Genomic DNA, 15,169 nt, shown 5'->3' with positions numbered 1-15,169 from the left:
CCGGGCCGCTCACGGCTGATGCGGCCTCGCCAGCCCCTCCGCCTCCGCCCGCGCGGCGGGCCGCACCGGCGCGGCGGGCTGCGCCTGCGCGGCGGATTGCGCCTGCGCGGAGAGCCGCGCCCGGGAGGATTCGGCCCGGGCGATCGCCTCGGCGACGAGGGCCGGATTCGCCCGCAGACTGCCGAGTTCGACCGCCGACATGGCGAGGAGCACCGGCGCGAGGCGGGCAGTCGCGCTCCCCTGCGCGTCGAACAGGCCGAGATCGTCGCCGGCCCCGAGCCCGACGCTCTCGGCGATCCGGCGCGCGTAGGCCTGGATGCGCGCCTCGTCGGAGCCGCACAGGGGGGCGGGCGGGCGCAGCGCCGGAGGCAGGGCGGCGACCGAGGAGAGCGAGGTCAGGGAGGGCAGAGCGGCCGCCTCGGCGAGGAGCCGGTCCCCGTCGAGGAGGCGGGCGGGCGTCACCGGGGCGGCGGGCTCCGGGGCCGCGCCGATGCCGGTGGCGATCGTCGGCACCGAGGCGGCCGGCCGGGGCGGGTTCGGCCGGACGGGAGGGCGCGTCCGGCCCCCGAGCCGGGCGAGCGCCGACCAGGGCTGGATCCGCAGGGCCGGGCCGCCCGGCGCGGCCCGCGCGACGGCGCCGGGCGGCAGACCCGGCGCGGCCCGCGCGACGGCGCGGGGCGCCGCGCGCGGCGCCGGGCGCGCGAGGCCGCCGCGGCCGTGGCGGGCGAGGAACCGCGCCCGCAGCGTGCGGCCGATCCCCCGCGGCGCCAGGGCCGTCAGCGCGGGCGAGGCCGGGATGGCCGCCGCCTGGACCGCCGCGGGGCGCCGCGCGGCCCCGCCTCCGGCCGGGCCGGGAGGCCGGGCGAGCGCGGCCGCGGGCGCGGCGCACTCGGCCGGGGCCCAGCGCCGCACGATCGCCAGGGCCGAGCGGCGGCCGAGCACCGTGTAGTAGCGCCTCAGCAGCGCGACCGCGGCGTCGGCCCCCTGCTCGGCCGAGGCGAAGCCCGTGTGGCCCTCCGCGTCGGCGCCGATCTCGCCGTCCCAGCCGGCGCGCTTGATGCACCAGTAATTGTTGAGCTTGACGCAGCGCGCCACGAAGGCGGGATCGGCCGGCGCCGCGAAGGCCACCAGGGCGAGGGAGAGCGGGCGCAGCGAGAAGCGGGCCTCCTCGCGCCAGTTCGACACCGCGCGGGCCTCAGGCCGGTAGAGGGCCGGCCCCGCCTCGGGCACGGCCAGGGCGGTGCGGGCGAGCGCGAGCCGGCCGGCGGCGTCCGCCGCCGCCAGCCCCTCGCGGGCGAGCGCGGCGGCCCGGTCCGCGCCGGGGCCCAGCGCGGTCGCGAGGGCGAGCAGCGGCAGGAGGATCACGGCGCGCTCAGGACGGCTCGGTCGCCGCGGCGGCTGGCGTCATCGGGCGGGCCTCCCTTCCCTCTGCATCATTCGCCGAAGCGGCCACCGGCTTGGCGGCAAAATGATGCGAAACCAACAGTCCAAGCAGAATTGCGCCGTGCCATTCCGCTTAAGGTCACCGGTCGGGGCTCGGGCGGCGCCGCGCTCGCGCGGGAGACGGCCTCCCGCGCGTGCGTTCCGGCGCGCCCGAACCCGCCGCTCGGAAACGGCCGAGCCGGGCTTCGGTTCAGTCGTCCTCGCCCGCGCCGAGCGCCTTGGGGGTGATGAAGCGCTCCAGCGTGCCGCTGTGCGGCGCCACCTCCGCCCAGGCCCCGACCGCGAGGTCGATCACCGCCACGGCGGCGGTCGGGAATTTCCGCGACAGCGCCCGCAACCCGTCGCGGTCCTCGTCCGCGAGCAGCAGCTGGCCGAATTCCTGCAGGCCGGGATTGTGCCCGAGGAGGAGCAGCGTCGCGACCGCGTCGTCGGCGCCCCGCACCACGTCGAGCAGGCGCTTGGCCGAGGCCTCGTAGAGGGCCGGCACGGTCTCCTGCGCGGCGCCCGGCAGGGCCGGCGCCACCAGGCTCCAGGTCTCCTGCGTGCGCCGCGCGGGCGAGACCAGGGCGTGGTCGGGCCGCAGGCCCTCCTCGGCGAGGTAGGCGGCCATGCGCGGCGCCGCCTCGCGCCCCCGGCGGCTGAGCGGCCGGTCGCTGTCGGGGACGCCGTCGGGCCAGTCCGACTTGGCGTGGCGCAGCAGGATCAGGCGGCGCATGGCTTTGCCTCCGTCAGCGGCCGTCGCGGCGGCTCAGGAACGCGAGCTTCTCGAACAGGGCGACATCCTGCTCGTTCTTCAGGAGCGCCCCGTGCAGCGGCGGGATCAGCTTGCGCGGGTCGCGCTCCCGCAGGCTCTCGGGGCCGATATCCTCCGCCATCAACAGCTTGAGCCAGTCGAGCAGTTCGGAGGTCGACGGCTTCTTCTTGAGCCCCGGCGCCTCGCGCACCTCGAAGAAGATGCGCAGGGCCTCCTCCACCAGGCGCTGCTTGAGGCCCGGATAATGCACCGCGACGATCGCCTGCAGCGTCTCGGGATCCGGGAACTTGATGTAGTGGAAGAAGCAGCGGCGCAGGAAGGCGTCGGGCAATTCCTTCTCGTTGTTCGAGGTGATGATGACGATCGGGCGCCGCGCCGCCCGCACGGTCTCGCCCGTCTCGTAGACGTGGAACTCCATGCGGTCGAGTTCGAGCAGGAGGTCGTTCGGGAACTCGATGTCGGCCTTGTCGATCTCGTCGATCAGCAGCACCGGCCGCTCCGGTGCCGTGAAGGCCTCCCAGAGCTTGCCGCGGCGGATGTAGTGGCGGATGTCCGAGACGCGCGGGTCGCCGAGCTGCGAGTCGCGCAGGCGCGAGACCGCGTCGTACTCGTAGAGGCCCTGCTGGGCCTTGGTGGTCGACTTGACGTGCCAGGTCAGAAGCGGCGCGGAGAGCGCGCGGGCCACCTCCTCGGCCAGCACCGTCTTGCCGGTGCCCGGCTCGCCCTTGATCAGGAGCGGGCGCTCCAGCGTCACGGCGGCGTTCACCGCGACCGCGAGATCCGGCGAGGCGACGTAGGTATCGGTTCCGGAAAAGCGCATCGGCCCTCACATCCTGCTCTCGGAGCAGAACATCTAAGCGATGCCTCTGGGAACCGCGAGTCGGGACCGGGGCGGAGGCGCCGGCGGCCCGGGGGCAGGGATCGAGGAGGAGACGGGCACCCCCGGGCCGCCGGCTTCGCACCGCGCGGCGGGGAGCCGGCGGCGCGACGCGGGATCATAGGGTGGTCGCGCCGGCCTCACCTCCACATAGGTTAGTGCAGCAACCTCCCCGCATTTACATGAATCACGATCGAAAAAAAGGGCCGCGCCTCACCGGCACGGCCCAGTATTCGGAGGAGATCCGCAGAGGAGCCAAGACGCCACACACTGCCTGTTGCCAACACATCGGTTCTCGGGTTGTTCCCGGAGCGACTGGGAATTCCCGGGCGCCGCCGGGCCGTGCGGCGGCGCGGCGGCGGAACGCCCGGCCGGCAAGGTCTCGGCCATCATCGGCGGCGGCGGAGGGCGCGTCCGCCCCCCGCCGCAGGCATATCCCGAGCGCTCGACTGATTTGTGCACCTTTCACGATCGCGTAGCGCCACGCTGAAACCAACCTCGCCCGGCCTCATTGCCCTTTCGTGGGGCTCATAACCTGCGATAGCGGCGGTTCGGGAGGCCGGTGCGGCCCCCGCAAGAGGGTTTGACATGCGTCGTGCGGACACGGTGTTCCAACCTGCCCAAACCAGTTCGGAGGCGGCCGTGGCGCACGGCGTCGGGCGCGGCCTGCAGGACCTGTTCGGGGCGCCCATGCAGGAGGCGCTGCCGGAGCGCCTGCGCGACCTCGTGGCGCTGCTGGTCGCCCGCGACGCGGTCGGCCGGCGCGAGGAGGGACGGCGCGGGCCGGCCGGCGAGCCGACGCAGCTCGTCCTGGTGGTGGAGGACGACCCGGCCGTGCGCGACCTCGCGGTGGCGCTGCTGCGGGACACGGTGCTCGACGTCGCCGCCTGCGGCAGCGGCGAGGAGGCGGTGGCCCTCCTCAAGCAGCGCGGCACCGAGGTCGCCATGGTGTTCACGGACGTGCGGCTGCCGGGCGGGATGGACGGGATCGCCCTCGCCCGCGCGGTGAGCCAGCTCTGGCCGGGCGTGCGGGTCGTCGTCACGTCGGGCTTCGCGGATGCGCGGATCGCCGGCCTGCCGCAGGGCGCCGTCTACATGCCCAAGCCCTGGCGCGCCCTCGACGTGCTCGCCCAGGTCGACCACGCCGTGCGCCACCCGGACCCGCCGGTGGCCTGAGCCGAACCGCCCGCTGCGAGGCCGCTCATGCCGACGGCCCAGGCTGCCGACGCGTCGGGCCGCGGATCCTCCCGGCATGTCGACACACGCCGATGGCGTGACGAGGCATCGCGCACGGAACCACCGATCATCGGACATGGTCGTCGGTCTTGAACTCTCGTCCCCGCGTCATCTTGCGGCCGAACCGGCATCCGCTTCGTCGGACCGTGCGACCGCCGCAGGATGCCGAGGCGCCGGCCGGCGAGGACGCGCAGGATTGATGCGACATCCCACGGATTGCGTCGCCATCTCCGATTTCGGCCATGCGGATGTCGGCCTCGCTCAGGCGCCGCGCGGGCGTGTCATCCGACATCCGGTTGATGGCTTCGCCATGCGGATGTCGGCTTCGCTCAGGCGCCGCGCGGGCTCGTCATACCCGGACGTGATCGTCCGGACAGCGCATCACTCCCGCTCGCGCTGGACCAGGATCCGGTCGTTGGCGGGGAGCACGATGTGGCACTGCATCCCCTCGGGCCGGAAGCTCAGGGCGGCGCTGCCGCCGAGCTCGTAGGACAGGGTGCGCTCGATCAGCTCGGTGCCGAAGCCGCGCCGCGACGGCGGATCCCCCGAGAGCGTCACCCCGGTCTCGATCCAGGCGAGCGTCAGCAGGGGCTCGGGCGCGGACCGGTCCTCGATCCGCCACGTCACCGTCACCCGCCCGCTCGGGGCGGTCAGCGCCCCGTGCTTGACCGCGTTGGTGGCGAGTTCGTGGATGGCGAGGGCCAGGGTCTCGGCGGCCTTGGGGCGCAGGCGCACCGGCGGGCCCTCGATCCGGCGCACCTGCTCGCCCTCGTGCGCCGCGTGGGCCAGGAGTTCGTGGCTGACGAGCTGCTCCAGGTCGATGCCCGCGGCCGGGTCGCGGGTGACCGCGGACTGGACGCGCGCGAAGGCGTCGATGCGCCCCTCCAGGTGGGCGGCGTAATCCTCCACGCTGTCGCTCGACAGGGCTGTGCGCCGGACGACCGAGCGCATCACCGCCAGCGTGTTGCGCACCCGGTGCTGCAATTCGGCGAGCAGGAGCTTGGCCTGCCCCTCGCTGGCGCGCAGGGCCTCCTCGGCCCGCAGGCGGGCCGTGATGTCCACGAAGGTGACGACGACCCCGGCGATGAAGTTGTCGACGCTGCGGTAGGGCAGCACCCGCACCATGTAGCGCGCGCCCGTGGCCGGGTTGACGATCTCCCGCTCGACGGTGCCGAGCGTGCGCAGCACCCGCCGCGCATCCTCCTGCAGCTCGTCGTAGGCGACCCGCGGCTTGATGTGGGCGATCGGCCGGCCGACATCCGACTCGACGAGGTGGAACACCTCTGACACGGCCGGCGTCGAGTTCGTCACCCGCAGATCGTTGTCGAGGAAGACCGTGGCGATCTGCGTGCTCTCCAGGAAGTTCTTGAGGTCGCTGGTCGCCCGCGTCAGCTCGTTGACGCGATGGCCGAGCTCGCCGTTGACGGTGGTGAGCTCCTCGTTGACCGACTGGAGCTCCTCCTTGGAGGTCTCGAGCTCCTCGTTGGCGCTCTGAAGCTCCTCGTTGAGGGATTGGTACTCCTCGTTGGAGGATTTCAGCTCCTCGTTCGTGCTCTCGAGCTCCTCGATCGTGGCCTGGAGCCGGTCCTTGGTGGTGCGCAGCTCCGCCTCGAGGCGCTGGGCGTGCTCGGTCTGGGCGGAGGGAGCGGGGGCGCCGTCCTCGTCGCTCGCCAGCATCGCCCCGTCCTTGAACAGCACGACGAAGCTGAGGCCCGCGCCCGGCGCCTCCTGGACCGGCTCGACCACGAGGTCGACCACCAGCCGGTGCCCGTTCAGCCCGATGCGCAGCCCGTCGAGCTGCACGGTTGCGCCGTGCTCGGCCGCCCGGGTCAGGGCGGCGCGCAGGTCGAGGCGCAGGTCCGGGTGCACGAGCTGCAGCAGGTTGAGGCTCGCCGCGCCCCCGGCCGGGTCGATGTAGCGGCCGGTCCGCCCGGAGAAGTGCAGGACCGTGTAGCTCTCGTCCACGATGACGTAGGCGGGGGCGAAGCGCTCGGCGAAGCGCTCGGCCCGGCGCGTCAGCGTCGCCTCGGCCGCGCGGGGCCGCTCGGGGGGCACGGCGGGCGCCGCCAGGCGGCGGTCGACCGCCGCGAAGGGGAAGTCCGGCAGCGTGCGCGTGCCGGTCTCCAGCCGCCGGAAGATCCGCGAGCGGCCCTCGATCGGGGCGAACAGCCCCGTGTGCCGCGAGACGTTCTCGGAATTGCCCAGGAACAGGAAACCGCCCGGCCGCAGGGCGAAGTGGAACAGCGGGACGACCCGGCTCTGCAGCTCCGCGTCGAGGTAGATCAGCAGGTTGCGGCAGGAGATGAGGTCGAGGCGCGAGAAGGGCGCGTCCTTGACGATGCTGTGCTGGGAGAAGATGCACATCTCCCGCACTTCCTTGACGACGCAGTAGGTGTCGCCCTCCCTGACGAACCAGCGGGCGAGGCGCTCGGGCGACATCTCGGCGGCGATGTCGTCGGCGTAGCGGCCCGCCCGCGCGGCGGCCAGCGCCCGTCCGTCGAGGTCGGTGGCGAAGATCTGGATCTGCGGCACCTCGTCCCGGTCGGCCAGCTGCTCGCGCAGCAGGATCGCGATCGAGTAGGCCTCCTCGCCGGTCGAGCAGCCGATCACCCAGACCCGGAGCTGGTCGCTGCGGCGCTTGCCCGAGAACAGGGCCGGGACGACCTCGCGCTCCAGCAGGTCGAACTCGCCCGGGTCGCGGAAGAACTGCGTCACCCCGATCAGCAGGTCGTTGAACAGGCCCTGCGCCTCGTCCGGCTTGGCGCGCAGGATCTCCACGTAGGCGGCGAGGCTCTCGGCCTGCACGACCTGCATGCGCCGCTGCACCCGGCGCAGGAAGGTGCCGGGCTTGTAGCCGTGGAAGTCGTGCCCGGTCTTGTTGCGCAGGATGGTGGCGACGGCGGTGAGCGCGCCCGCGATCTCCTCGCTGGGGAGCGCGCCCTCGGGCATCGCCTCGTCCTCGCGCAGGAGCTGCGCCACGTAGGCCCTGAGGCGGTCGGCGAGGTCGTCGAGGGGCAGGATCGCGTCCGCGAGCGCGGCCGGGCTGTTGCTGGCCGCGAGGTCGTCTGCCCGCGCCTCGGCGGTCTCCTCGGCCAGGGCGAGGCCGCCCGATTCCTTGATCATCTTGACGCCGAGCGTGCCGTCGCCGTCCGTCCCGGCGAGCGCCACCACCACGGCGCGCCGGTTCTCCTCGCGGGCGAGGGACACGAGCAGGCTGTCGATCACGCCGCGCTCCCCGGGCGCCTGCTCGGCCGGGCGGGTCCGGAAGCGACCGCGCTCGATCGTGGCGATCGCCCCCGGGGCCGGGAGGTAGAGGCGGCCCCCGCCAGGGGGAGCCCGTCCTCGACCGCCGTCAGGCCGCGCCCGGACAGGCCGAGGGCGAGGCGCAGCCGCGCCTCGTCCAGGATCTCGCGATGCTGCAGGATGAGGATCGTCGCCACCTGCGCGCTCGGCAGCGGGCCGGCGAGGAGCCGTTCGAGGGAGGCCGGGCTCGCCGCGGAGGCGCTGACCGCCAGGACGACACCGACCGGATCGTCGGCCCCGGAAGCGATCGTGTCAGCCTCCATGATCTCTCCCGCTGCCTCCCGTGGCGCGCCGCCGGCCCGGCGCGCCGCTGCCGTCCCTGGTGCGAAACGCGCTTCCGCCGGCCGGGCGGGAGATTAGCCCGCCTCGCCGTTCCCGTCTCCGGGATCGGCGGCGCCGGGCTGCGGCATCGCGCTCAGGATCGCCCGCCGGATCGTCTCCCCGTAGCCGCGATACTCCGCGGCGCGCGCCTCGTACATCTCGGCCACGGCGCGACGGCCGGACCGGCGTCCGTCCTCGGCCATCCGGGCCACGAGGTCGGCCCGCTCCTCGACGATGCGCAGGGCCACCCGCATCGCCTCGTCGACCGCCGCCTCCTGCTCCTTGGCGAGGGCCTCGGCGGTGAGCGCGTGGCCGACCTGGCAGCGGAAGCGCACGGGCTTGCTGCCGCGCACCTCCGACAGCACGCCGCAGCAATGCGGGCAGGTCAGGGGGGCCGGGTCGGCAATCTGGCGCAGCACGCCGCTGCCCACCCGCTCGCCCGCCGCGATGTCGACCTCGATGCGGATCTCCGGCGGCACCGGCAGGCGCGGGCCGGGCGTCTCCCGGGCGAGATCCGACAGCACGTCGCCGAGCCGCGCGCCCGGCACCGCGAGGTCGACCGCCGCCGCCGCGAGGGCGGCGAGCGGCATCTCGTCGGCGACCGCGTCGGCCGGGTCCTGGACCAGGGCGAGGCCGCCGCAGGCCTTGATCGCGTCGAGCCCCGCGGCGCCGTCGTTCAGGAGCCCGCTCAGCACGACGCCGATCACCCGCGGCCCGTAGGCGATCGCCGCGGAGCGGAAGAGCGGGTCGATGGCCGGCCGCACCATGTTCTCGCGCGGGCCCCGGCCGAGGCGGATCACCCCGTCGACGAGGAGCAGGTGCCGGTCCGGGACGCCGAGATAGATGTGGCCGGGGCGGATCGCCATGCCGTCCTGCGCCGTCTCGACCGGCAGGCGGCTCGCCGCGGAGGTGACGGTGGCCAGGAGGCCGAGGCTGCGCGCCGGGATGTGCAGCACCACCAGGACGGCCGCCGGCAGGTCGGCCGGCAGCGCCCGCAGCAGGGCCTTGAGCGGGACGGTGGCGCCGGCCGAGCCCCCGATGACGATGATGTCGCGATTGGTCACGGGCGCTCCTGGCTGCGGGTCGCGGTCAGCTGTCGTTGGCGTCGAGCTCCTGGCCTTCGCAGTCGAGGTGGAGGTAGTTGGGGCTGAACAGGGCGGCGTCCTGCAGGGCCTCCAGGTCGGGGACCGTCAGGGTCTTGCCGCGCAGGATGACGAGGCCGCGGGCGCGCAGATCCTGCAGCGTGCGGTTGACGTGGACTGTGGAGAGCCCGGTGGCGTCGGCGAGTTCGGCCTGCGTCACCGGCAATTCGCAGCTCGTCCCGTCCGTGAGCCCGATGCCGCGCAGCCGGATGAACACCTCGCAGAGCAGGTGCGCCATCCGCTCCAGCGCGTCGCGCTGGCCGAGATTGGTGGTCCACTCGCGCTGGGTCGCTTCCTCGACCAGGGAGTACCACCACAGGGCGCGGCTGAGCCGGGGGAAATTGTCGGTCAGATCGAGGATCGTCTCGCGCGGGATCTCCACCACGGTCGCGGGCGAGAGGGTGCCCACCGAGTGGTCCATGTGCTTGAGGATGAACATGCGGATGTCGCAGAGGTCGCCCGGGAGCAGGAAGGCGGCGATCTGGCGCCGCCCGTCCTCCAGCACCTTGTAGCGGCAGGCCCAGCCGTCGAGAATGAGGTTGACCCGCCGCGGCGCCTCGCCCTCCCGGATAATGTCCTCGCGCGAGCTGAACCGGCGCAGCTTCCCCGACGCCGCGCGTTCGAGCGCCTGCTTGTCGTCGCTCGACAGGCGGGTGAACTGCTCGAGCTTGCGGATCAGATAGGTCGGCATCGCAGGCTCCCGTCCCTCGTCCGTTACAACGATTGGAGCGGACCGGGCTCACTCCATGTTATTCGTCAGGGAGCCACGTTATGCATCATGCATCAATGGTTTTCCGACGCATGATCCGGAGTGGAGCCGCGCATGGCAGCATCGTTCCCGGCCGGTCCGCTCGCGCAACGTCGGGTCCTGGTGGTGGAGGACGAGTATTTCATCGCGGACGACATGGCTCAGGCCCTCGGCCGGCTCGGCGCCGTGGTCGTGGGACCGGCCCCGAGCCGGGACGCCGCCATGGCTCTGATCGACGGGGGTGCGCGGATCGACGCGGCCGTGCTCGACATCAATCTGCGGGGTGAGACGGTGTTCCCGGTCGGTGCCCTTCGTGTTCGCCACGGGCTACGACCGCGTCGCGGTGCCGGCGGCCTACCGGGACGTGCCGCACTGGGAGAAGCCGTTCGATCCGGCCTCCCTCGCCAGCACCCTGCCCGGGCTGCTGCCGGGCTGCGCCTGATCCCTGCGGCAGCGCGCGCTGCCGCTCTCCATCCCTGCGGCAGCGCGTGCGCTGCCGCACATGGCGGCCCGAACCTTTCGCGGCTGCGAACGTCGTCCCGGTGAAGGCCGCCCGAGAGCGGCCCGAACCACGGAGACACCGATGAAACTCAAGCCCTTCCTCGCCGCCGGCGCCCTGCTCGTCGCCGCCGCCCCGGCCTTCGCGCAGGGCGGCTCGCCCTACAACGCGTCCGGCTCCCAGGCGGGCGGCCCGCGTGCCGGGATCGAGCGCCGCTACGGCCTCACCGAGGGCGATCGCGCCGGCTACGACGCGATCTATCCCCGCGAGCGCGCCCCCTTCGCGGTGGTGCCCCGCGGCCAGGCCTATCCGGGCTTCCTCGTCGAGGAGTGATCCGACATCCGACGGATGGCTTCGCCATGCGGATGTCGGCCTCGCTCAGGCGCCGCACGGGCTTGGCATCCGCTGTCCGGACGTGATCGTCCGGACAGCGCCTGAGCCGTCCGGCCGCGGAGCGGGGCGGCCGGGGCCGCCCCGCCTCCGGTCCTCAGCCGGCGACCTCGTGGTTGCCGAGGATCTCCAGCGCGCGCACCAGGGCCGAGTGGTCCTGCCCCCCCGCCCCGTTCGCCGCGCAGGCCGAGAAGAGCTGCTGGGCGAGCGCCGTGCCCGGCAGGCTCAGCCCGAGGCTGCGGGCGCCCTCGAGCGCGAGGTTGAGGTCCTTCTGGTGCAGCGCGATCCGGAAGCCCGGGTCGAAGCGGCGCGTGATCATGCGCTCGCCGTGCAGCTCCAGGATGCGCGAGGTCGCGAGCCCGCCGGTGATCGCCTGGCGCACCTTGGCCGGGTCCGCCCCGGCCTTCGAGGCGAAGAGCAGGCCCTCCGCCACCGCCTCGATGGTGAGCGCCACGATGATCTGGTTCGCCACCTTGGCGACCTGGCCGGCGCCGGTGCCGCCCACGTGGGTGACGCTCTTGCCCATCAGGTCGAGGAGCGGGCGCACCCGCGCCACCGCCTCCTCGCTGCCCCCGACCATGATCGAGAGCGCCGCGTTCTTGGCGCCGACCTCGCCGCCGGAGACCGGCGCGTCGACGTAGTGCCCGCCCGCGGCCTCGATGCGGGCCGCGAAGTCGCGGGTGGCGATCGGCGAGATCGAGCTCATGTCGACGACGACGCAGCCGGGGCGCAGCCCCTCGGCGACCCCGCCCGCCCCGAACAGCACCGCCTCCACGTCCGGCGTGTCCGGCACCATCAGGATGACGACCTCGGCGCGCGCGGCCACCTCGGCGGCGCTGGCGCAGGGCCGCCCGCCGGCGGCCACCAGGGCCTCGGGCACGCGACGGCGGCTCTTCAGGTGGAGGCTGTGGCCGCCCGCGATGAGGTGCCCGGCCATGGGCGCGCCCATGATGCCGAGCCCGATGAATCCGACGTCCATGGCGAGGATGCTCCCGATCAGAGGCCGGCGCGGAAGCGCGCGGCGAGGGCCTCGGAGCCGCGGGCGAGGAGCCCGAGATCCGAGCCGATGGCGGTGAAGGTGGTGCCGGCGCGGGCGTAGCGGGCGGCGAGCTCCTCGTTCGCCGTGAGGATGCCGGCCGCCTTGCCGGTCGCGACGATGCGCCCGATCGTGCGCTCGATCTCGGCCACCACCTCGGGGTGGTTCTGCTGGCCGAGATGGCCGAGGCTGGCGGAGAGGTCGCCCGGCCCGACGAAGAGGCCGTCGACGCCCTCCACCGCGGCAATCTCCTCCAGGTTGTCGAGGGCGCGGCGCGACTCGACCTGCACCAGGACGGCGATCTCGCCGTTGCTGCGGGCGTGGTAGTCCGGGATGCGCCCGAAGCGGGCGGCGCGGGGCGCCTGCGAGAAGCCGCGGATGCCCTCCGGGGCGTAGCGCGTCGCGGCCACCACCGCGCGGGCCTGCGCGGCACCGTCGACGTTCGGGATCATCAGCGACTGCGCGCCCGCGTCGAGGACGCGCTTGATGGCGATCGGGTCGTCGCTCGGCACGCGCACCACCGGGGCGGCGCCGCCCTCCGCCATGGCCTGGAGCTGGCCGTAGATGTCGCGCAGGTCGTTGGGCGAGTGCTCCATGTCGAGGAGCAGCCAGTCGAAGCCCGAGCCCGCCACGATCTCGGTCGAGATCGCGCTCGCGAGGCTGCACCAGAGGCCGACCTGCTGGCGGCGCGCGCGCAGCCCGGCCTTGAAGCGGTTGGTGAGGATGTCCATGGGTCGCGTCTCCCGCTGCGGTCAGCGCACGAGGCAGGGTGTCTTGGGATCGAAGGTCCAGCCGGGAATCAGGAACTGCATCGCCGCGGCGTCGTCGCGGGCGCCGAGCCCGTGGCGCTCGTAGAGGGCGTGGGCCGCCTCGACCGCCTCCCAGTCGAGCGCGACGCCGAGGCCCGGCCGCTCCGGCACCCGCACCAGGCCGCCGCGGATCTCCGGCGGCTCCCGGGTCAGGCGCTGGCCGTCCTGCCAGATCCAGTGCGTGTCGATCGCCGTGACCTTGCCGGGCGCGGCCGCGGCGGCGTGGGTGAACATGGCCAGCGACACATCGAAGTGGTTGTTCGAGTGCGAGCCCCAGGTGAGGCCGTGGTCGCGGCAGGTCTGGGCGACGCGCACCGCCCCGGCCAGCGTCCAGAAATGCGGGTCGGCCAGGGGAATGTCGACGGCGCCGAGCTGGAGCGCGTGCACCATCTGGCGCCAGTCGGTCGCGATCATGTTGGTGGCGGTGGGCAGCCCGGTGGCGCGGCGGAACTCGGCCATGACCTCGCGGCCGGAGAAGCCGTTCTCGGCCCCGCAGGGATCCTCCGCGTAGGCGAGCACGTCGCCCCGGCCCCTGCACAGGCGGATCGCCTCCTCGAGCGACCACGCCCCGTTCGGGTCGAGGGTGACGCGGGCCTGCGGGAAGCGCTTGGCGAGGGCGGTCACCGCCTCGATCTCCCGCTCGCCCGCCAGCACCCCGCCCTTGAGCTTGAAATCGTTGAAGCCGTAGCGCTCGTGCGCGGCCTCGGCGAGCCGCACCACGGCATCGGGCGTCAGCGCCTCCTCGTCGCGCAGCCGCAGCCAGCCGTCGCGCGCCTCGGGCTCCCGGTAGGCCAGATTCGTGCGGCGGCGGTCGCCGACGTAGAACAGGTAGCCCAGCATCTCGACCGCGTCGCGCTGCTGGCCCTCGCCGAGGAGGGCCGCCACCGGCACGCCGAGGAACTGGCCGAGCAGGTCGAGGAAGGCGGATTCCACCGCCGTGACCGCGTGGATGGCGACGCGCAGGTCGAAGGTCTGGAGACCCCGCCCCCCCGCGTCGCGATCGGCGAAGCGCGCCCGCATGGCGGCGAGCACGCGGTTCCAGGCGCCGAGGGGCTGGCCGAGGACGAGGCCGCGCGCATCCTCCAGGGTCTGCCGGATGCGCTCGCCTCCCGGCACCTCGCCGAGGCCGGTGGCGCCGGTCGAGTCGGTCAGCACCACGAGGTTGCGGGTGAAGAACGGCCCGTGCGCGCCCGACAGGTTGAGCAGCATGCTGTCGCGGCCGGCCACCGGGACGACCCGCATGGCGGCGATGGTCGGCGTGCGCGAGAGGCCCTGCGCGGGGCCGGCGGCGGTCTCCATGGCGTGCTCCCGAAGCGACGGCGTCTGCGACCGTCCCGGGCGCCATTTAGGCCCGCGCGGCGATGCACGTCCAAGCCAAAGGCTGAATGGATCGATGCGCCAGGCGCATCGCAGGCGGGGCCGCCCCGCCGGCGGGCTCAGGGCGCGGCCTCGGCCCGCTCGGCGACGAGGCGGATGAGCTGGCCGATCAGGGGATTGTCGTGGTCGCGGCGCCAGGCCAGGACGAGCTCGACGGGGCGAGGCTCCGGCAGGGCGAGGGGCCGGTAGGCGACGCCGTCGAGGCGCAGCCGCTCGGCGGAGTGCGGCACCAGGGCGATGCCGAGCCCGGCCCGCACCAGGGCGAGGATCGAGTGGATCTGGGCGAGCTGCTGCACCGCGTGCGGCTGCACCCGGGCCTCGGCGCAGAGGCCCGCGACGAGGTCGTAGAAGTAGCGGGCCTCGTGCGGCGCGTAGCCGATGAGGGGCTGGCGGTCGAGATCGGCGAGGGCGAGCGCCGGGCGGGCGGCGAGCGGGTGGTCGGACGGCAGGGCGGCCACGAGGGGCTCGGCGCGGGCGCGCACGGAATCGAGTTCGGGATGCGTCACCGGGGGGCGCACCAGGGCCGCGTCGAGGCGGGAGGCGAGGAGGTCCTCGATCTGGTCCTTGGTGACCATCTCGCGCAGGGCGAGGCTCACCTCGGGCAGGGCGGCCCGGCAGGCGATGACGAGGTCGGGCAGGTAGGCGTAGGCCGAGGCCGCCGTGAAGCTGAGCCGCAGGGTGCCGGCCCGGCCGGCCGCGACCTGGCGGGTGACCTGGGCGGCGGCCTCGGAGAGGCGCAGGATGCGCTGGGCCTCCGGCAGGAAGCTGCGGCCCGCGGCGGTGAGGCGGACCGAGCGGCTGGAGCGTTCGAGCAGCTGGACGTCGAGGATGCGCTCCAGCACCTGGATCTGCCGCGACAGGGGCGGCTGCGTCATGCTGAGGCGGGCGGCCGCGCGGCCGAAATGCAGTTCCTCCGCGACGGCGACGAAGCAGCGGATCTGGCTGAATTCGAGCAAGCCGGCCTCCGGGGTCCGGGCCCGCCTGCGGCCCCGACCAGGATAGCGCGCCGGGCGCGGGGCGTCAGGCGAAACCGGCCCGGTCGCCGGGCGCCCGTCAATCCAGGATGTAGCGCGCGGTCCGCAGCGCCACCCAGCCGAGGCAGGCCGTCCAGACCGCCCCGCAGCCTTCGAGGAAGAGCCGCCCCTCCCGCATCGCGGCCCGCTCCAGGCGCGCCGCCGCAATCGATCCCCGCGCCCTGCCCAAGCGGTGCATCGCCAAACCTTCCGTGACCAGA

The 15,169-nt window shown here is 74.0% G+C and carries 12 protein-coding genes and 2 pseudogenes; 3 read left to right on the top strand and 11 right to left on the bottom strand.

The genetic code is table 11. The annotated features are described in order from the left end of the window. Positions 1–9: 9 nt before the first annotated feature. The 3 genes from QA634_RS31395 to QA634_RS31385 form a co-directional block, all read right to left on the bottom strand. Positions 10–1,365, bottom strand: coding sequence for a hypothetical protein (locus tag QA634_RS31395; RefSeq protein ID WP_012335860.1), 1,356 nt, complete (start codon positions 1,363–1,365; stop codon positions 10–12). 268 nt (positions 1,366–1,633) lie between these two features. Further along, positions 1,634–2,158, bottom strand: a complete 525-nt coding sequence (locus tag QA634_RS31390; protein ID WP_012335859.1) for a SixA phosphatase family protein — start codon at positions 2,156–2,158, stop codon at positions 1,634–1,636. Positions 2,159–2,171: 13 nt separating this feature from the next. Further along, complete coding sequence (locus QA634_RS31385; protein WP_012335858.1) at positions 2,172–3,017, bottom strand: AAA family ATPase; 846 nt, start codon at positions 3,015–3,017, stop codon at positions 2,172–2,174. A gap of 645 nt (positions 3,018–3,662) precedes the next feature. Here QA634_RS31385 and QA634_RS31380 point away from each other — a divergent pair. Next, a complete protein-coding gene (locus tag QA634_RS31380) occupies positions 3,663–4,250 on the top strand; it encodes a response regulator (protein WP_265576468.1) in 588 nt (195 codons plus the stop codon). 441 nt (positions 4,251–4,691) lie between these two features. Here QA634_RS31380 and QA634_RS31375 read toward each other — a convergent pair. The 3 genes and pseudogenes from QA634_RS31375 to QA634_RS31365 all read right to left on the bottom strand — a co-directional run bounded on the left by QA634_RS31375 (position 4,692) and on the right by QA634_RS31365 (position 9,767). Continuing rightward, positions 4,692–7,876 (bottom strand): annotated as a pseudogene (locus QA634_RS31375) (CheR family methyltransferase). 93 nt (positions 7,877–7,969) lie between these two features. Next, the gene (locus QA634_RS31370; RefSeq protein ID WP_012335855.1) at positions 7,970–8,998 is read right to left on the bottom strand and encodes a chemotaxis protein CheB; all 1,029 of its coding nucleotides are present in this window, start codon (positions 8,996–8,998) and stop codon (positions 7,970–7,972) included. Between the two features lie 25 nt (positions 8,999–9,023). Beyond that, positions 9,024–9,767: a Crp/Fnr family transcriptional regulator gene (locus QA634_RS31365; protein WP_012335854.1), complete on the bottom strand. Its 744-nt coding sequence runs from the start codon at positions 9,765–9,767 to the stop codon at positions 9,024–9,026. 132 nt (positions 9,768–9,899) lie between these two features. On the opposite strand from QA634_RS31365, the pseudogene QA634_RS31360 reads away from it, so the two are divergent. Next, positions 9,900–10,266 (top strand): annotated as a pseudogene (locus QA634_RS31360) (response regulator). Positions 10,267–10,407: 141 nt separating this feature from the next. Then, positions 10,408–10,656, top strand: a complete 249-nt coding sequence (locus tag QA634_RS31355) for a hypothetical protein (protein ID WP_012335853.1) — start codon at positions 10,408–10,410, stop codon at positions 10,654–10,656. Between the two features lie 154 nt (positions 10,657–10,810). Here the strand turns inward: QA634_RS31355 and QA634_RS31350 are convergent, their stop codons facing one another. From QA634_RS31350 to QA634_RS31330, 5 genes are all read right to left on the bottom strand, one after another. Beyond that, positions 10,811–11,692: a 2-hydroxy-3-oxopropionate reductase gene (locus QA634_RS31350; protein WP_012335852.1), complete on the bottom strand. Its 882-nt coding sequence runs from the start codon at positions 11,690–11,692 to the stop codon at positions 10,811–10,813. 17 nt (positions 11,693–11,709) lie between these two features. Next, entirely contained in the window at positions 11,710–12,480 is a 771-nt protein-coding gene (locus tag QA634_RS31345) for an HpcH/HpaI aldolase family protein (RefSeq protein ID WP_012335851.1), read from the bottom strand. Between the two features lie 21 nt (positions 12,481–12,501). After that, a complete protein-coding gene (gene gudD, locus QA634_RS31340) occupies positions 12,502–13,857 on the bottom strand; it encodes a glucarate dehydratase (RefSeq protein ID WP_012335850.1) in 1,356 nt (451 codons plus the stop codon). Positions 13,858–13,994: 137 nt separating this feature from the next. Then, positions 13,995–14,891, bottom strand: coding sequence for a LysR family transcriptional regulator (locus QA634_RS31335; RefSeq protein ID WP_012335849.1), 897 nt, complete (start codon positions 14,889–14,891; stop codon positions 13,995–13,997). A gap of 97 nt (positions 14,892–14,988) precedes the next feature. Next, positions 14,989–15,147, bottom strand: a complete 159-nt coding sequence (locus QA634_RS31330; protein ID WP_012335848.1) for a hypothetical protein — start codon at positions 15,145–15,147, stop codon at positions 14,989–14,991. Positions 15,148–15,169: the final 22 nt, after the last annotated feature.

This window comes from Methylobacterium sp. CB376 (assembly GCF_029714205.1).
Lineage (GTDB): Bacteria > Pseudomonadota > Alphaproteobacteria > Rhizobiales > Beijerinckiaceae > Methylobacterium.
Note: the sequence above shows the minus strand (reverse complement) of the source record. Positions and strands in the feature narration are given on the sequence as shown.